General features: G+C 53.7%; 13 protein-coding genes. 9 read left to right on the top strand and 4 right to left on the bottom strand.

Going from position 1 to position 18,151, the window contains the following annotated elements; genetic code table 11:
* Nucleotides 1-241: 241 nt before the first annotated feature.
* The 4 genes from HQL52_11545 to HQL52_11530 form a co-directional block, all read right to left on the bottom strand.
* Nucleotides 242-1,831 (bottom strand): MBOAT family protein, encoded by a 1,590-nt coding sequence (locus HQL52_11545; GenBank protein MBF0370078.1) that lies wholly within the window; start codon nt 1,829-1,831, stop codon nt 242-244.
* A 226-nt stretch (nt 1,832-2,057) separates the two neighbouring features.
* Nucleotides 2,058-3,713 carry a radical SAM protein gene (locus tag HQL52_11540; GenBank protein MBF0370077.1) on the bottom strand — a complete coding sequence of 552 codons (1,656 nt, stop codon included), beginning with the start codon at nt 3,711-3,713 and terminating at the stop codon, nt 2,058-2,060.
* 56 nt (nt 3,714-3,769) lie between these two features.
* Entirely contained in the window at nt 3,770-4,015 is a 246-nt protein-coding gene (locus tag HQL52_11535; protein MBF0370076.1) for an acyl carrier protein, read from the bottom strand.
* A 629-nt stretch (nt 4,016-4,644) separates the two neighbouring features.
* Entirely contained in the window at nt 4,645-5,199 is a 555-nt protein-coding gene (locus HQL52_11530; protein ID MBF0370075.1) for an IS630 family transposase, read from the bottom strand.
* A 165-nt stretch (nt 5,200-5,364) separates the two neighbouring features.
* Between HQL52_11530 and HQL52_11525 the strand changes: the two genes are divergently transcribed.
* From HQL52_11525 to HQL52_11485, 9 genes are all read left to right on the top strand, one after another.
* Nucleotides 5,365-5,559 (top strand): transposase, encoded by a 195-nt coding sequence (locus HQL52_11525; protein ID MBF0370074.1) that lies wholly within the window; start codon nt 5,365-5,367, stop codon nt 5,557-5,559.
* 336 nt (nt 5,560-5,895) lie between these two features.
* Complete coding sequence (locus HQL52_11520; GenBank protein MBF0370073.1) at nt 5,896-6,513, top strand: response regulator; 618 nt, start codon at nt 5,896-5,898, stop codon at nt 6,511-6,513.
* A gap of 58 nt (nt 6,514-6,571) precedes the next feature.
* Nucleotides 6,572-7,855, top strand: coding sequence for an extracellular solute-binding protein (locus tag HQL52_11515; protein ID MBF0370072.1), 1,284 nt, complete (start codon nt 6,572-6,574; stop codon nt 7,853-7,855).
* A 15-nt stretch (nt 7,856-7,870) separates the two neighbouring features.
* Entirely contained in the window at nt 7,871-10,756 is a 2,886-nt protein-coding gene (locus tag HQL52_11510; GenBank protein ID MBF0370071.1) for a response regulator, read from the top strand.
* Complete coding sequence (locus HQL52_11505; protein MBF0370070.1) at nt 10,753-12,813, top strand: response regulator; 2,061 nt, start codon at nt 10,753-10,755, stop codon at nt 12,811-12,813. Before HQL52_11510 ends, HQL52_11505 begins: the two co-directional genes overlap by 4 nt.
* A 410-nt stretch (nt 12,814-13,223) precedes the next feature.
* Entirely contained in the window at nt 13,224-15,176 is a 1,953-nt protein-coding gene (locus tag HQL52_11500) for a hypothetical protein (GenBank protein ID MBF0370069.1), read from the top strand.
* A 130-nt stretch (nt 15,177-15,306) separates the two neighbouring features.
* Nucleotides 15,307-16,002: a DUF2491 family protein gene (locus HQL52_11495; GenBank protein ID MBF0370068.1), complete on the top strand. Its 696-nt coding sequence runs from the start codon at nt 15,307-15,309 to the stop codon at nt 16,000-16,002.
* 86 nt (nt 16,003-16,088) lie between these two features.
* A complete protein-coding gene (locus tag HQL52_11490; protein MBF0370067.1) occupies nt 16,089-16,850 on the top strand; it encodes a hypothetical protein in 762 nt (253 codons plus the stop codon).
* 57 nt (nt 16,851-16,907) lie between these two features.
* Complete coding sequence (locus tag HQL52_11485; protein ID MBF0370066.1) at nt 16,908-17,870, top strand: hypothetical protein; 963 nt, start codon at nt 16,908-16,910, stop codon at nt 17,868-17,870.
* The last annotated feature ends 281 nt before the right edge of the window (nt 17,871-18,151 follow it).

Raw genomic sequence — 18,151 nt, 5'->3', positions numbered from 1 at the left:
GATCGCAGGAAATGATCCTGAAATCCGGATCACAATCGACCCTCAGTCCAAAAAAACAAGCCATCAGACAAATGAATCTCCAATTAGGATGGCTAATCTCCAACTTTGTTTTTCCGAAACATTAAATTTGATTTCCAATTAGGATGGCTAATCTCCAGCTTTGTTTTTCCGAAACATAAATATTCTGCGCTCTCTGTAGTCGATCGTGCATAAACCAGTTTTCAGGAAACACCAGCCTGAGTTAAAACTGGAAATAGATAAATTCCGTAACCCGGTTAAGGCTCAACACGCTCCAGACAAACAGCGCCGCCATCCCCAGGGCCAAAGCCGGATGGGGTCGCCAATGCCAATCATGCACCGCCTGCCTCGGAACCACTGTTGCCGGATAACCTTTGGAGGACAAACCCGGATTGTAGGGCCCCAGCCACTGATTGCTGTTGGGCAAAAACAGCACCCCCAAAAGCAACAGCGGGCAAAACACCAAAAGGTGTATCAGATGCTCCCCACTCATATCCGCCCAGGAGTGCCGTCCCATCCAAACGCCAAGATCGGGCCAAACAGGCTCCACCCAAACCACCAGTGTGTGGGGGAAGGTCATTCCGTTCAAACCCAACAACCCCTGATAAATCTCTCCCATGGCTGAAAAATCAGCGGTGCGAAATGGCACCCAAGCGAAAGTAACCACCATAAAGGTGAGGATCCAACCCATCCAATAAGGGATGGAACGGCGACTCTGACGCCAAGCCTGGTTGAAAATCAGGGCTACCCCGTGCAGAAAGCCAAACAGGATAAAGTTCCAACCCGCGCCATGCCAAAAGCCATCCAACAGAAAAGTCAACAAGGAGGGAAGCGTGATGGCAATCAGATAACGTTTGAATCGCCCACCCCCCAACTGGACAGAAAAACGCATAAAACGCAAAGCCAACGGCGTATAGACATAATCCAGGATCAGCCGGGATAGAGAGATGTGCCAACGGCTCCAAAATTCGATCATAGAGCCCGCCTTAAACGGCGAAGCAAAATTGATAGGCAGGCGAATGCCAAACATGAAAGCCAAACCCAACGCCATGTCCGAATAACCGGAAAAATCAAAATAGACCTGAAAACCAAAACTCAACACCCCCCCCCAAGCCTCCAATAAATGGGGCTCGTGGAGAGCAAAACTCGTATTGTCAAACAGGTTACTGGCAGAGAGCCCCATGGTATCGGCAATCAAAACCTTTTTGGCAAGGCCTATGCTAAAAAGGGACACGCCCACTGCCAAATTGAACCACAACTGGTCCGAAGGATTTTTGTCAAACTGTGGCATCATCTCCTTGTGGTGGACAATGGGGCCGGCAATCAATTGGGGGAAAAAACAGATAAACAGTGAATGGGACAACAGACCATAATGGCTCTTCTTGCGCTCCACAAAGGCATCCACCAGCAGGGTGATCTGTTGAAAAGTAAAAAAAGAGATGCCCAGGGGTAGAACAATACCTGCCAAGTGAAACTGGGAGCCAATCAGGCTGTTGAGGTTATCCAGAAAAAAATTAGCATACTTGAAATACCCCAAAACGGTCAGATTGGTCAAAATCCCGAAAACGTACCAGCGATAGCGTAATTGGTGGCTTATTGCGCCGATAATGCGTTGTTCAACGCCATAGTTGAAACCGATGGAAAAGAGCAGCAACAGCACAAACAGTGGATTCCAATAACCGTAAAAAATCAGAGAGGCGGCCACCAGCCAACCGAAAGCGGGTCGGGTTCCCAAACGGTTATAGATCACATAATAACCGGTCAGGGTGAGGGGCAAAAAAAGGAAAATGAAACCAAAGGAGTTGAAAAGCATGACTATGTTTCCGTTAGTTATTGATGTATAATAATCTCATTGAAATCATTAACCTTCCAAAAGAAAGGCGATCATCAGGACTACATCAAACCTGGCTCGGCAATGGTCTCATAACACAGGCTCTCCATACGCCAAACATGCTGGGAGTCCAGAAAAAAATTGCTCCCAGCCACCCCTGCCAAAATAAATACCGCCCCCCCCTCAGGATAATAATTTTTCACTCCCATCATGGGCCACTCGCTACTTTGCGGGTAATTTGTGCCACCACCTTCTCCAGTTGGTCCCAAGCCTCCCGGGTGGCGGGTGCCTCTTCGCCAAAACGGAGTTGGGCACGGGAGACATCGTCCCGCTGTCGTTGAAACAGCCCTCGCTCCCCAAGACTCAACCCTTTCCAGAGACCGTTGCCCGGATCCAGATAGTTGAACACCGTGTTATTGGATTCCATGGCAAAACGTTGCAACTGCTCGTTGGCCTGATCGGAGTTCATGGTGAGATGGCTCCAGTTTTCCCAATGCCCCTTCAACTGCCACTTGTCCCGCTCCTCTTGGGCGAAAACCGGCGACATGGGCACCAGATTAAACTTGAAAAGGTAGAGATAACGAGTCTGTTCCGGATTGACTGGCAGACTGTTAACAAAATCGATGGACTCTCCGACCGTTGCCGCCGTCTCCCCCGGATAACCCACCACAAAGGCCATTTCGATATGGATGCCCGCCCTGATCAAGTAGGAGGTGGCCTCATGGTAGTGACTGACGGTGTCCTTTTTGAACATATTGTCCAGCATGGTTTGGCTGCCGGACTCAAAACCCAGCACCAACATGTCGCATTTGGCCCGCTTTAGAAGTTCAGCGGTGCGGGGGGTGATGGAGCTTGCCCGGATGAAGCTGGCCCAGGAGAAGGGAAAATCCTCCTGGATATAGCGTTCACAAAAATCGATGACCATTCTTTCTGTGAGAAAAAAATTGTCGTCGGTAAACCAAACCCGCTCCACAAAAGAGTGATGGGTTATGCTACGCAACTCCTCAAACAGACCATCCATCGACTTTTTATGCACCTTGGTCAGGGAAAAATTACAAAAACCACACTTGAACGGACAGCCATAGGTGGTCTGAAAAGGGACCACTGTTGCCATATAGTTCCAGGGAATTTTATCCCAGGCGATACGGAACGCATCGATATTGTACTCTTCCGGTACTTTTTTATTGAATTGGAATAGCTCCGACCCCCCCGCTTTTAATCGTATTACTGAGTTGGGAAGATCCCGGGGACGCTTCCCTTTTTTTAACTGTTGGATCATTTCCAGCAGGGTCAGCTCGCCATGCTGATCGTAGATGTAGGCATCAATTTCGGTGATGGGATTGTCCGAGGTAAAGAAATAGACATTTTTCACCCCAGGTTGCTGGTAGAGAGGATCCTCTCGCCGTTGCCACACCTGGTAAGAGTGGTGGGTGTGATTCCCCCCCACCACAATCCAAGAATCGGGCAGATGGTTGCGAACATCCGCCACCAGGGTGCGTACGCTCTCCATCCCCAAAAAGGTGGTGGAAATCACCACACACTTCGGGTTTTCCCTAAACAACGCCAAACTTTGCCGATCCCCCGGATAATGACAGTTGAGCAGAGCGACATCGAGGTCGAAGCGGTTCAAAAAATCGTAGAGATGCAGCCCCGACCAGTAGATTTGTTGATAGGGGCGACGCTGCTCCTTGTGGCGCATTTTTTCCAGAAGATTGGGGGGTAACACCCGATTGTGTGCAAAGTAACTCTCAAGGTTGGGCAGAGTCATGGGCACGCCATCCAGGGTGAGACGAAAGTCATCCTTATGGCGCATTACATCCTTCTGGCCCAATGCGAAATGGCCACCAATGATCAAAACGTCCATGGAAGAACTTCCTTCAATTAAGCTCCAAGATCAGGGCACGCCCCCTGCGGGCAGCCCTACTCGGCCTGCTTGGCAGCAATCGCTCCAATCAGATCCGACACATCCTTCAACTCCCCCACCTCCGAAGCGCTGAAACGAATCTGAAACCCCTGTTCGATGGAGACCAGCAGTTGTACGTAACTCAAGCTATCCCATAGAGGAATATCGTTGGCGCTCAAGGTTTCAGTTACGACCAACTGCTCATCATCGAAAACCTCCTGAAAAATGGGGGTCAATTTCTGCAAAATGGCTTCACTCGACATATCATGCTCTCCAGAATAGCTAGGCTGAATCGACAGTTAAACACATTTGAAAGATAGGGCAGAGAGCATCCTTTGCCCCCCATGGCTGGTCTACGAAAAATCGACTGCCGCGCTCCATAATGACGGCTGCCCTACCCTTGGATTCGGATGGATCCGTGCGTTTTCCAACGATGGTGCCTCCTTCAAATGTGAGAGAAACGAACTGAATGGCCAAAGACATACAGCATCAAAATTGCTTTCCAGGGCATGTTAACACTATTCAGTGCATTGAAGACCAGAGTGAAGTGGATGAAGCAAAGAGTAAACCACGTTGAATTTGTCAAAGCATGAGAAGATTCTTCAAAACCCTTTTTCAATCGTCAGAACAGTCTCTCTATTTCATTGCATTTCTAATAAATTTCTCGGTCATATTCCCATGGATTCAACCAGTTCCTGGGGATGCGTCGTCCCATTGCAACGGATAGCACGAGGTTGCCGAAAACCACATTCTGTTCACGTTCACAAAGAGGACCAATCAATGGTACGAGCAGCCACTCTTTTCGGTCAACGAATTAAGAGGCTGTTTGGTGATTCGCGGAACCAGTTGAAAGTTTAGAAATATATGGTCGATTCTTATACGGAATCCATCCCTAAATGTCCTGATGTGAGCAAAGCTCAACAGCATTGAGCAACCACGGGTAACCAGCTATATCGGTAATCAATTTGGGGGTCTCCCAATAGGGTCTCAATGTATCGGTCAACCTGGATTCCAGGTGATCCACGTCTTCGAAAACCTCATTGGCCAGTGGCTCTCTCAATTCTTGAAACAGCCTCTCCGCTGGATTCAATTCCGGACTGTAGGGGGGCAAATGAAGTCCGGCGATATTTTTTGGCCACTGGAGAGCCCCGCTGGTGTGGCTGGGGGCATTGTCCATCACAAGGAGGATCTCTCTGTCTGAGAAAGCATTTGCCATCTCCTTCATGAAGACATTCATGCAGGCGCTGTTCACATAGGGCAGTGTCAGAAAAAAGCAATTGCCGGAGGCTGGTTCGACCGCAGCATACAACCACAACCATTGGTAGCGGTCATCGGTCGGCCATGGAGCCCGCACCCCTGTGGGCGCCCAGCGCCGCCGGTACCACGATTTCAAACCGAAACGCGCTTCATCAAATGTGAACAATAACTCCGGCTGGCTCAGAACCACGACAGCCCTGCAATTGCTGTTTGAAGGTCAGCGGCCCTCCTTCATGCAGTCTAACGAAGCTGAATAGTTACGATTTGGAAAGGTTCGTGCCAGGCACCCTGGATTCCCGCATCCGCGGGAATGTCAGCAAAAGAGCAACGGCATATGTCCAAATTCTTGATTTGAATTGCTATACGTGGCCAGGCTCCGGAACCGGTTTTTGGTCAGATCAAGGATCGACAAGCCGCCCGACAGTTTTCCATGCGTGGTCTGAAATTATGCGACGGGGAATGGAAGCTGGATGCTTTGGTCCACAATTTACGAAAGTTGCACTCGAAATCCGTTTTGAAGAGGGAAAAGAAGGAGAAAACAGTCCATTAAAGGGCTGAACTGGCCTTTTTGAGTGGCTTGAAGCAAATCAAGTCGCTCTGATAGCGATCTCTCTTTCAAAAACGAAGCTCTGAACCAAATTGCGACAGCCTCTCGCAACTCGGAGTCTATTTCATTGAAAATTATAATGAAGTCTAGCTCATGAAATTTGGCGCAGCCCAGGCAGATCTCTAACTTTTCCACGGCCAGATTCCATCCAAAAAAAATCTTCTCATGTTACTTGAACTCTTATAGAAGTATGTCACTCTAATTTTCCATATTTGCGTGATTTGCAATAATTGCGAAAATATTTTTCCAGTTTCAATCTGACCAAACGAGGTTAGCACCTTGGACCAGGAAAACCCACCACTCAGCCAGGAAGCATCCCTGACCACGACGGAAGCTGGTCGCCGTCTCGGCGTTTCCCAGCGCACCATTCATAACTGGGTGGAATTGAAAAACTTGCCATCATGGAAAACCCCCGGTGGGCACCGACGCATTCCCAAGAGCGCCGTCAATGAAATCATTCGGCAGCGCCAGGAGAAGATTCAAAAAGCCTCTGGGGCGCAAGCCGTTTCCATTCTAGTGGTCGAAGACGATTTGGCCATGATGACGGTCTACAAGTCTATGATTCAAGCGTGGTCTTTCCCACTTGATCTGATGACCGCCGCCAACGGATTCGATGCCTTGATCCAGGTTGGCAAGAAAGCGCCCGACATCATCATCACCGATCTGGTGATGCCCAATGTGGATGGCATCGAAATGGTGCGGGTCCTGCGGGAGAAGCCGGAACTCACCAGAACGCGGTTCGTTGTGGTAACGCTGCTTGACCCTGAGGAGATCACCCGTCGAGGGGGTCTGCCAGAGGATATTCCGGTTTTCCAGAAACCTGTCCCAGCAGGGCTGCTGAAGGCTTTGGTTGGCGAAAAAGCGATTGCGCTTGGAATCAATATAAAGAAACGATGAGAGAGTGGCAGGTATCGCGCTGATTGACGGAAGGCGTCGGAAACCGAAGGGGATTGATATGAGAAAAGTGCAACAGGGCGAAGGCGTCACCCGACGGCGGTTTCTGAAAACGGCGGGTGCCGTTGCAGCTGGAGCAGCTGTCATCACCCGTGCGCCCTTCGTACATACGGCGGAAAAGCCGGTTCTACGTGTTTTGGGAACCCACGTCACCCTGCGGGAGGCGATTCGCAAGAAGGCCGAGGAGGATCTGGGGTTTGCCATTCAGTTCGAGCCGGGGGGAAGCGCCCGTGTGCAGCAGAGGGCTTCCGCACGCCCCGACGCCTTCGACATCTATGAGCAATGGTCCAACAGTATGAACATCCTCTGGCGGGCCGAATCGATCCAACCCATCGACATCCGCCGCATCCGTTATTGGGACGAGATCAACGACCTGACCAAAACAGGACGCCTGACCCCCGAGGCGAAAGTCGGTCTTGGGGATGCCCCCTTCAAGCTGCTCTATGCCCAGCCTGAAGGAACCCTGGGATCACAGCCATCGGAGCTAATCAGCTTCCTGCCCTATGTTCATAACGTGGACTCCTTCGGCTACGACACCCGCGTCATACCCAAGGGGAAAGCCTACGAGACCGAAAGCTGGGGCTGGCTACTGGACGAGCGTTGGCACGGCAAGGTGGCGGTGGTCAATGAACCCACCATCGGCATCTTCGACATGGCGTTGGCAGTTGAGGCGCTGGGACTCATGAAGTTTGCCGATATGGGCAACATGACGGAAGCCGAAGTGGACAAGCTCTTCGACATCCTCATCCCCATGAAGCGGAAAGGTCACTTCAGCGGTTTTTGGAACTCGGTGCCAGAGTCCGCCGACATGCTTGCCAGCGGACGGGCTGTGGTGGCCAGCATGTTCTCCCCGGCTGTGGCTGAGTTGAATGAGCGGGGCATTCCCGCCGTCTATGCCGCCCCCAAGGAGGGCTACCGGGCTTGGCATGGGGTGATGTGCCTTTCCTCCCAGACCACGGGTCGAGTCCTGGATATGGCCTACGAATTCATGAATTGGTGGCTTTCCGGTTGGGCGGGGTCGTTTGTCGCCCGTCAGGGGTATTACATCGCCAATCCGGAGCGGACGCGACCATTACTGACCCCGGCGGAGTGGGATTATTGGTACGAGGGCAAGCCCGCTGCCACGGATCTGCCGGGTCCGGAGGGAAAAATTTCCGTTCGCAAGGGGGCGGTACGCAACGGCGGTTCCTATTGGAGGCGTTTCAGCAATGTGGCGGTCTGGAATACGGTGATGGATACCTACGAATACAGCCTGCCACGTTGGCACGAATTTCTTCTGTCCTGAGCGAGAAAAGTAGCCATGTTCGATTTTTTTAGCCTCTTTCGCTTCACTATCGGTAAACAGATCTTCCTGGGGTTCGGTCTGGTCATGGTCGTGTTCGCCGGTCAGGCAGTGATCGGCAACCTGGGCTTCGACAACGCCGTCACCCACTTTACCCGCTATGGCGAGACCAACCGGGAGGTGCGCACCATCCTGGAAATCGAACGCAACGTCCTGGACCTGCAACGCGGGGTATTGGCATTCACCTACTCTGGCTATGCAGGGGTCGCCCAGAGGGTGAAGGAGCTTCAAGCAGTGTTGACCAACCAGATTGAAACGGTTCGAGGCAAGGTTGGCGACGCGCAGAGGACAGATGTCCTTCGTCGGATGGGTGACAACTTCCGACTCTATGCAGGTAATTTCGATGCCGCCATAGAGGAACGCACCCTTCGCGACCGACTGGTTTTTGAGCGGATGATGGTTTTAGGTGATGAGATCGTGACTCTGTTGGAAGTCATCCACGACTCCGCTCTGGAACGGGGAGATATCCAGGGGGCTGAGATGGCTGGAGCTGCCCAGGGAAAGCTGCTGTTGGCTCAACGGGATGCCTTGCAGTTTCTCATCAAGCCGAAATCAAATCTGGTTGGGGAAACCAAGCGGAGACTGGCCTTGCTGTCCGGGTCGTTGGAGCGTCTGATCGACCACTTGGATGCTGGCGCGGAAATGGACAGCGCCCTTAGGGCCAAGGCATTGGCTCCCCAATTCGAGAAAGCATTTTTTGGCATGGTGCAAGCCACCCGCGCCTACATGCACCTCGTCTACGTGGTGATGGGGGGCGAGGCCGCTGAGATCGCCTTTTTGGCCAGAGAACTCAAGGAACTGACCCTGCGGGAACAGGAGCAGGTGGAAACGGTTATGACCAGTTCGGTGGACCAGACTCAGCGGACCACCGAGTATGCGTCCTTGCTGGCCATTACTCTTGGTCTGTTCCTGGCGTGGTGGATCAGCCGCAACATCGCCGGTCCTGTTCGGATCATGACCCGAACCTTGACCAGTTTGGCTCGTGGTCAAATGAACGCAGAGATTCCTGGAAAAGGTCGGCGCGACGAAATCGGGGCCATGGCCATGGCGGCGGACGTGTTCAAGGAAAAGGCTCACGAATTGGAGAACGCCAGCCGCTACAAATCGGAATTTCTGGCCAACATGTCCCATGAATTGCGGACGCCCCTGAACAGCCTCCTCATCCTTTCCAAAGTGTTGTCCAACAACGAGCATGGCAATCTGAGCCATTCCCAGGTTGATTCCGCCACCGTCATTCATGAAAGTGGCAGCGATCTTCTGCGCCTCATCAACGACATCCTTGACCTCTCCAAGGTGGAAGCGGGTCGTATGGATCTGTACGTGGAGGAGAAGAGCTTTGCCGACTTCATCAGTTCTATCGAACGCATGTTCCGTCCGGTAGCTGAAAAAAAAGGCTTGCTCTTCGAGGCAAACATTGGAGATGGCGTCCCGTCTGCCTTGGAAAGCGACTGGAGCAAGGTCGAACAGATCGTCCGTAATTTCCTTTCCAACGCCCTCAAATTCACTGCCGAAGGCAGCGTCACTGTTCGAGTAGAGCAGCCTCGGCGCGGGCTGGTCTTTATGAGCCCGGATCTGACGGCCGCCAACTGCGTGGGCGTAACCGTGTCCGACACCGGTATCGGCATTCCCCAGGACAAGCGAGAACAGATTTTTGAGGCTTTCCGACAAGCCGATGGCTCCACCAGTCGCAAGTTCGGCGGCACGGGCCTGGGACTTTCGATCTCTCGCAAATTTACGGAACTGATCGGTGGCGAGATCAAGGTGGAAAGCGAGGAAGACCACGGTTCCTCGTTCACCCTTTACCTCCCGCTGCACTTTCCATCGGCTCTGGATAGGGTGGAACGGGCGGCGAAGGTGGGTGGCAAACCCGGTCAAGACAGAGAGGAAGATGCTCGAAAAGCCATCGCATTCCGCGATTTTACCCGGACCATTCTGGTGGTGGACGACGACCGGCGCAACGTCTTTGCCTTGAAACAGGCTCTCGAAGGTCGAGTCGGTCAGGTACTCACCGCGCACAACGGGCGGCAAGCCCTGGATGTAATGAATGAACATCCCGACATTGATTTGGTTCTGATGGATATCATGATGCCGGAGATGAACGGTTACGAAGCGATGCAGGCGATCAGGGAACAAACCCGTTTCAGTAAACTGCCGGTCGTGGCGCTCACGGCCAAAGCCATGCCGGGAGATCGGGAGCAGTGTCTGGAGGCGGGAGCCAGTGACTATCTGGCCAAGCCCGTGGATGCGGAAAAACTGTTGTTGACCCTGGCGGATTGGCTCGGCAACCCCAAGATTCCGATCGTTCCCTATCCGATCAAAAACGGGGATGATACCATCCTGCCAAAAGTTCGCACCCTGTCCAATGGCGACTCAACTGGCGAGGAGGAACGGCTGCGGGAATTCCAACTTGGGGAGCCGCCGATCACTGTTCTGATCGTGGATGACGACATGCGCAACACCTTCTCTCTAGCCCAAGCATTACAGAAAAAGGTAAACCGCGTGTTGATGGCGCGGGATGGCGTGAAAGCACTGGCCGAATTGGAAAAAGAACGCGAGGTCAGTATCGTACTCATGGACATTATGATGCCCAACATGGACGGCTTGGAGGCCATCCGGGAAATCAGAAATCGGGACGACATGCGACATTTGCCGATCATCGCCTTGACCGCCAAGACCATGCCGGAAGATCGCAAGAAATGTCTTGAGGCCGGAGCCGACGATTACCTGAGCAAGCCGGTAGAGCTTGAAAGCCTGTTGGAGAAGATGCGTCAGTGGCTCAAGGCTTCACCCACCAGGGCAACCGGTCCATCGGAAAACAGGGGGAAGGAGTCGGAAATGCCATGAACCAACCCCTCCAACCGAAGATCCTCATCGTTGACGACAAACCGGCCAACCTCAAGGCATTGCGGACCCTTTTGGCGCAAGTGGATGCGGAGATCCTGGAAGCGCCCTCGGGCGATGAAGCTTTGGGTCTCATGGTCGAGCACGAACTGGCTTTGATGCTTTTGGACGTGGACATGCCGGGCATGGACGGCTACGAAGTCGCCAGGATGGCCCAAGGCGTGGACAAGACCAAGGGCGTCCCAATCATCTTTATCACCGCCGCCTACCAGGATGATTTTCATCGGCGCAAGGGCTATGAGTCCGGGGCCATCGACTACATCGAAAAACCGATTGACAACACGATCCTGCTCTCCAAGGTCTGGCTCTTTCTTGACCTCTATGCCGCCCACCAAAAGACCCGGCAAGCCAATGAGGAGCTGCGACAGGAAATCGTCCGGCGCAAGGAAACCGAGGGACACCTGCGGTTGACCCGGTTCATTGTCGAAAAGATGGGAGACGCCGGTTTCCTGATTGACTTCGATGGCCGTTTTCGCGACGTGAACGAGGCAGCATGCCGAACATTGGAATATTCGCGAGATTCCCTGTTGGGTCTCGGGGTGTTCGATATAGATCCCAATTATCCGGCCGAACGTTGGCCGGAAATCTGGAAGACGCTGAGTGAACAGCACAGTTTGGTATTTGAGTCCAGTCACCAGACCAAAACAGGGCACGTTTTTCCAGTTGAGATCCAAGCCAATTTCGTGACCTACCAGGGTGAGGATTACGTCTTCGCCTTTGTCCGCAACATCAGCCAACGGGTGAAAACGGAAACGGCGTTGCAGGTAGCCAGGGAACAAGCAGAGGCGGCCAACCGGGCCAAGAGTGCCTTTCTGGCCACCATGTCCCACGAAATCCGCACCCCTCTCAATTCTATCCTGGGTATGGGTGAACTCCTGGTGGATACCAAGCTCACAGATACGCAGGCATGGTTCGTCAAGACCCTTAACTATTCCGGGAAGTCCCTGCTGATTCTCATCAACGATATTCTCGACCTGTCCAAGATTGAGGCGGATCAGTTGACTCTGGAGGAAACGGTTTTCGACTTACGTCAATTGGTTGATGAGACCATGGAGCTTTTTGCTTTTTCTGCTTTGGACAAAGGTATCAAGCTCAAACATGAAATGGATGAAGGCGTTTCACAGTGGGTACGGGGTGACCCGACCCGGTTGCGCCAAGTGCTGCTGAACCTTATTGGCAATGCCGTCAAGTTCACCCAGGCTGGTCAAGTGACCTTCCGGGTGGAGGGCTGCACCAACGATCACGTATTGTTTAAAATTTTAGATACTGGTCCTGGAATTCCCAAGGAGAAGCAGGAGGAAATTTTCCACCCCTTTACCCAAGCGGACTCCACCACAACACGCAAGCACGGTGGAACCGGTCTCGGCCTGACCATCTGTCGGCGGCTTGTGGATCTGATGGGCGGACGCATTGAGTTGGAAAGTGAAGTCGGTCAAGGAAGTGCCTTCACTGTTATCGTTCCATTGCCTCTGGTCGAAGCTGACGCCACCCCAAAGGGAGAGTATGGCGGGGCAGGCTCTGTTGCGCTGTCCGAGGTTCAGAAGGTTGGGGCCTCCCCCCATAGCTTGAACATCCTGCTGGTTGAGGACTCCCCGGAAAATCAGATGGTCGTGGAAGCGTACCTTCGCAACACGCTACACCAAGTGACCCTTGCCGAGAACGGTGCTGAAGCCGTGGAGAAGTTCAAGAACGGCAGCTTTAATCTAGTACTGATGGACATCCAGATGCCGGTCATGGACGGCTACGAGGCCACACGTCAAATTCGCACTTGGGAGTCGGAGAACAGAGCCGACCCCACGCCCATCATTGCACTGACCGCTCACGCCATGAACGAGGAATCCGAGTCGATCAAAGCGGCAGGTTGTGACCTGCACTTGACCAAGCCGATCCGCAAGAAACGGTTGCTGGAGACCATTGTACAGATCGTTCACCAGGGTAGTTCACCTGCCAGGGCAACCGGTCCATCGGAAGAGATGGGGAAGGAGTCAGAGACGCTATGAATTCTCATTCCAAACCTGAGATTTTCATCGCCGATGACAAACCGGCCAACCTATGGGTGACAAATCCATGATTTCCGAGTAAAAACGGTGATTATGTGTCGATTTTATAGCCAGCTCCTGTGGTGCAGCTAAAGGATACCCTGATCCTTAACAGGTCATTTCATGGTCAAGCAGGTCTCCAGGGTTTCACCTGGAAAACGTATTGCGGGGTCTTTTTCAGCTACCTGAGACGGCGTGAATTGGAATTCGCCAGGGACACGTAAATCGGGCGAGATCATTGGGATCTCTTATCCGGCCTGAAAGTTTGCTGCAGAGCCTATGATTAGACAGAACTCAGAGGGTGGTGACTATGCCTCCTTTTTTACAAAACCAATCCAATAAATCCCCGTTCCACCCGGGAGCCCTTGCCGATGTTTAAGCCCTACCGGTTGTTGTTGATGGTGACCACGCTGCTGGTGGTTTTCGCTTTCACACCCACTCTGGACCCATGGCCCGTCTTGGAAACTGAGAAAGCGTTGGCCAAGAGCAAAGGAAAAAGCCGCTCTTCCTCCCGCTCCAAGAAAAAAGCTTCCTGGGGTCGTTCCAAAGCAAGCCCCCTGAAAAGCAGCTATCGATCCGGGAAGAGCCAGTCCAAGAAGAGCGCCTCCAGTAAAAAATCCAATATTTATTCCAATTCCAAATCAACCCGGAACGCCACCAGCAGCGGGTATGCAAAACCCGGGAAAACAGCAGGCACCAGCAGCGGGTATACAAAACCCGGGAAAACAGCTGCATCCAGTAACGGCTATACCAAACCCGGGACAGCAGCCACCAGCAGCGGGTATGCAAAATCCGAAAAAACAGCCACCTCCAGTGGTAGGTATACAAAACCCGGGCAGAGCAAGACCACAGGTGCAGGATCGGAGGCAACCCAAAAGGTCACCTTCAAATCCCAGCCCAAAATCAGCGCTCTGGATCGAAAATTGGCCCGCAAGCAATCGGCCAAGGCCCTGGGCAAACGCCGTAGCAAGCATATTGCCGCCCGTTCCAAGCTGGTTTCCGAATCCCGTACTTCCAAAACCTATCGCAACGTGACTCGAAATCGAACCTTCGACCGGCGTTCCATCGGCGACAGCCGCCGCCGTTTCTACAACCGTTATGATCCCTTTCCAAGCCGTTACCGTAGTTGGGACATGTTTGGCAGTGACCGCCATTATGGGGGGTTCGACAGCGGCTTTTTGATGACCATGCTGCTCTCCCAGGGAATGGGCAAGGAGATGGGGGACACCATGCTCTGGTATTCCCTGACCGGAAGCCCCGCCATCTCCCTGTTTTTGGCCGACTCCAAACGGGAAGCCATGGAGCGGGGGGATTCAGAGCTGTTGCAACGTGTTGAACAGCTGGAAAGGGATAACCGTCGGTTGCAAAACCAGGGAACCGCCCGTCCTTCATTGGAGCAAGCCCTTGAGACGGCGGAAATTCCCCCGGAAGCGGTTTTTCAGGAGGAGGTGTTGACCGGTGAGCTGTCAGCTCCGCCCATCTCCTTTGGCACAGGGGCCATCGGTGGGGCCTATGCCGCCTTCTGCCTGGGCGACGATGAATTGGTCGGGTTTAAGGAACGGGCAATGGATCTGGCTGTGGAGTGCGCTCATACCGCTGGCAGCGTGGACAACCTGCGTGGTTTCCAGGAGGGCCGTTTTGATGCCCTGCTGGCGCAAAGCGATGTGGTGGACGCCTGGCTGCGCCAAAGCGGAAACCCCGTTCTGGGACCGTTTCAGATGTCCATCTATCAGGAGCCCTTTTGGCTGCTGGTTCACGAAAAGAGCGACATCGACGCCTTGGACGACCTGGACCCGAAGCGTCATAAAATCTATGTGGGTCCCGAAGGGTCGGGTTCTGCGGAGGCATGGAACCACCTGGCCCAACGCTCCAAAAATGGCGGGCTGTTCGGGGATCAGGATTTGAGCCCCCTCACTACCCGCCACAGCTCCTATCTGGGATCTGCTGCCATGGTGGCCGGGGATGTCAATCAGGCCGCCTTCATGGTCATGGGGCTTCACTCGGAACTGATGCGTGCCATTAACGACAAGTTCGGCAACCGCCTGAAACTGGTCCCCGTGCATTCCAATGAACTGGTCAAGGCAGAAGACCGGGAGGGCAATCCCATCTATCGCAGTTGTGAAATTCCCGGTGGGGTATACAGCGAGCTTCAGGAGGGGTGGATCAATCTCACCTCCGGGGTGGAAACCCTCTGTGTGGATACCGTGCTGGCCCTCTCGCCCCAATGGATTGAAAACCACGGCCCCTGGGCGGAAAATATCTTCCTGGAGTCGGTCACCGACGCCATCGCCGAAGTGCGGGATTATCAGGGGTTGGCGGATTGAATCCACCCCCTTGACACATCGGCAGGGGGGTCGAAAGGGGGGCTCCTTCCGGGCCCCTGTCATAACAGGAAAGAGCTGGCGGATTTTTTTCTCTGGCCCCCTGCCATATGGATAAGGAAAGGATTGCGCCATGTCGATACGAGCGGCCATGGGGATGACCAGGGCGGTAGCTGGTTCCATGAAAAAACGTTTGTTCGGGGGAGGGGATGGCCCCAAGGAAAAACCACCTTTCGGGCTTGTCCCTGGGATGCCGATCACCGTGGAGGAGACCCCATTCATTCTCCATGAATCCCAAGGGGGACAGCTGCAGTGGCCCGGCCAGGATCTGGTTATCTCGGCGATGGGCCGTTTTGATCTGGAAGGGGTGCAGCTTTACCGGTTTTATCTGGACCAGGGGAAGGGCTTTTTGGAGGTGGCGGTGGCTCCCAACGGTGAGCCGTTTGATGGCGGTACCCGTTTTTTCCAGTCCCACGACGAAATCAATCCCTCCTCTGCACAAGAGTGGGAATTTTGGTTGTCGGAGGAGGATGGCTCCATCGGTCTTTCGAAATTTAAGAGCGTCAAGGGAAGTTTCCTTTATAATCGCGTGTGGGGTAGGGGGGACGAACAGGTTGCCCCGCTTTCCATGGAGGAACAGCATTTTTTCCCAGAAGAGGTAGAGGCAGAGGCAGCTGTATCACACCAAGCTATGCTCTATGCCCGGTTACTGGAAGGAGAGGGAAATGTCGAATATGCCCTGCTTTCAGCGGTGGAAACTGCGGATGAGGCCTGGGTGGAGATCAGTATGGGCCTGGATCTGGAGCCGACCTACTTCAAAGGGGGCTGATAGGGTGTTGCTTCTCCCCATCGGGAGTTGGAGAGACAGGGACATTTTATCATCGGTATTACTTTTCGAGTCAGGAGAGATGCATCATGGGATGGAAAGGATTTGCCAAGCTGTTTGGAAAAACCGCCAAAGTCAAAATGGAGGATGGCATGAAAAGTGTCACCTCCACCCTGGCCCGGCTTGATCCCGAAGCAGTCAGCCAAGCCCAGATCCAGATGTTGGATGACAAGCTCAATACCCTGCGGGAAAAACTGGTCAAGGCCCGGCGCGCTTACGACAAGGATGTGGAAGAGACCAAGGCCTGGGAGCGCAAGGCCGATCAAGTCCGCCAGGCGTTGCGCATCCTCAAGGGGCGCCTGGAAGGGGTGGATGAATCGGCACGGGCGGGCATCATGGACAAGGCCCGCAAGCTCGCCGCCCAGTTGCAGAACGCCCAGGCGGAAGTGGAACGGGAAAAGGGCGAGGATGGGGAGAAAAAGGCTATTCTGGATCAAATTCAGTCAGTTTACGATCAGGTCAAAGCTCGGCGTGAAACAATGCAACAACAGCTGGACAAGGCCCGGACCCGGATGGAAACGGCCAAAATGCGCCAGGAAGCCGCCAAAATGCGGGAGCAGGAGCAAAAAGAGCTGGCAGGACTCGCTGGCGGCTTCGATGAGATGGGTATTGCTCTCGACGCCATGAACCAAGCCACCGAAGAGGCTGAGACCCAGGCGGCGATGGCCACCATGAGCGCCGACGAAATGGCTGCCAAGGGCAAGAGCGGCGACGAGGATCTGTTGCAGGAGATCCTGGGAGCGGAAGCCAAAAAGGAGCAGGACATCTCCGATCCTTTCGCCGGACTTTGAGGAGGAGAGGGAATAGAATGGTTTCGTTGTTGAGGAGCTGTTGAGAAGGGGCAGGGCATGGGCTTTTTTGGCAAGCTGAAATCGATCAAAAATCTGGTCACGGGGGGTGGGGCTACCGTCACCCTGGAGGTTTTGGAACCCACCCTGGCGGGGGCGTTTCAAGTACGTGTGCAGGCCAATGTCGGCGAGGCGGCTTTGAATGTGGCCCGGGTCTATCTCAAGGTGCGGGGCCGGGAGGAGATTGAGCTTACGGATGTGCCGACAGCCATAGAGGATTCGCAAGGCATCCGCGTCGAGGAGCGCCACCTCCATCGCAGCCAGGAAACAGGCCGCCAGGAATATGAAATCGATGACATCGGAACCCTGGAGGCCGGTTCCGAAAACGAATGGCTCTTTGACGTGGAGTTGTCCGCCGGTTCCCTACCCACTTTTGACGGGGAGCTGTTCCGGCACGGTTGGTCTTTTTATGCCGGTCTCGATGTAAGGGGCAACGATCCGGATTCCGGCTGGGTGGGGGTGGAGATTGCCCAGGGGGGTGAGGCGGTCTCTTCGCCCGGGTTCGATGGTGCTGGCCATGCCGTTTCCGGGGGCCGGGTCAATCTGGAGGTGGAAGCGGTAGAGCCCAACCTGGAGGGACCTTTCCAGCTCCGGGTGCGTGCTGTTGTGGGATCCCAGGATTTGGAAATCCAACGGGTTTATCTGCAGATTCGCAGCGTTGAGGAGGTGGTGGTCGACAACCTGCCCACCCTGGTGGAGGAGGGGATGGAGGTCTACATTGAGCAAGAGGATCTGCCCGTCACCATCAATACCCATGCTGAAGAGCTGGAAGTGGATGGCTCCCTGCAACTTCAGGCCCATTCCGAGCATGAATGGGCCATTGATCTGACCCTGCCTCCAGGGGCCAACCCCAGCTATCAAGGAGAGGCAGCACGCCACATCTGGCAGGTGCAGGCCTGCCTGGTTGCCATCGGCAACGACGCCTGTTCCCGATGGACCCCCATGTGGGTGGCGAATCGTTGATTTCCAAGCAAAAACAGTTGTCCTCCTTGTAAATCTCATCGTCACCAAAAACATCTGCCTGCAAGGTCATGTCGATGACGGAGAACGAAGTTGGGGGAGGTGAGATGGACCAACTTTCGGGGGCTTTTTCAGCTACCTGCGACGGCGTGAGTTGGAATTCGCCATGCACAGGTGACTTTTCATCCTCTGGAAGGGTAGACGAGTATTTGTGAAAAAGAAATAAAAACAACGAGCACGGAATATGCAAGCAGGAGAGTCCTCAAAATTGCATCAGACGTCAT

It is taken from the genome of Magnetococcales bacterium (assembly GCA_015232395.1).
GTDB lineage: Bacteria > Pseudomonadota > Magnetococcia > Magnetococcales > JADFZT01 > JADFZT01.
The sequence above is the reverse complement of the archived record's forward strand: the minus strand, read 5'-3'. Positions and strand labels throughout refer to the sequence as shown.

Bases quoted from the DNA above. Each gene is read 5' to 3' on its own strand.
- HQL52_11545 (MBF0370078.1), bottom strand. From the start codon at position 1,831: ATGCTTTTCAACTCCTTTGGTTTCATTTTCCTTTTTTTGCCCCTCACC.
- HQL52_11540 (MBF0370077.1), bottom strand. From the start codon at position 3,713: ATGGACGTTTTGATCATTGGTGGCCATTTCGCATTGGGCCAGAAGGAT.
- HQL52_11535 (MBF0370076.1), bottom strand. From the start codon at position 4,015: ATGTCGAGTGAAGCCATTTTGCAGAAATTGACCCCCATTTTTCAGGAG.
- HQL52_11515 (MBF0370072.1), top strand. From the start codon at position 6,572: ATGAGAAAAGTGCAACAGGGCGAAGGCGTCACCCGACGGCGGTTTCTG.
- HQL52_11510 (MBF0370071.1), top strand. From the start codon at position 7,871: ATGTTCGATTTTTTTAGCCTCTTTCGCTTCACTATCGGTAAACAGATC.
- HQL52_11505 (MBF0370070.1), top strand. From the start codon at position 10,753: ATGAACCAACCCCTCCAACCGAAGATCCTCATCGTTGACGACAAACCG.
- HQL52_11500 (MBF0370069.1), top strand. From the start codon at position 13,224: ATGTTTAAGCCCTACCGGTTGTTGTTGATGGTGACCACGCTGCTGGTG.
- HQL52_11495 (MBF0370068.1), top strand. From the start codon at position 15,307: ATGTCGATACGAGCGGCCATGGGGATGACCAGGGCGGTAGCTGGTTCC.
- HQL52_11490 (MBF0370067.1), top strand. From the start codon at position 16,089: ATGGGATGGAAAGGATTTGCCAAGCTGTTTGGAAAAACCGCCAAAGTC.
- HQL52_11485 (MBF0370066.1), top strand. From the start codon at position 16,908: ATGGGCTTTTTTGGCAAGCTGAAATCGATCAAAAATCTGGTCACGGGG.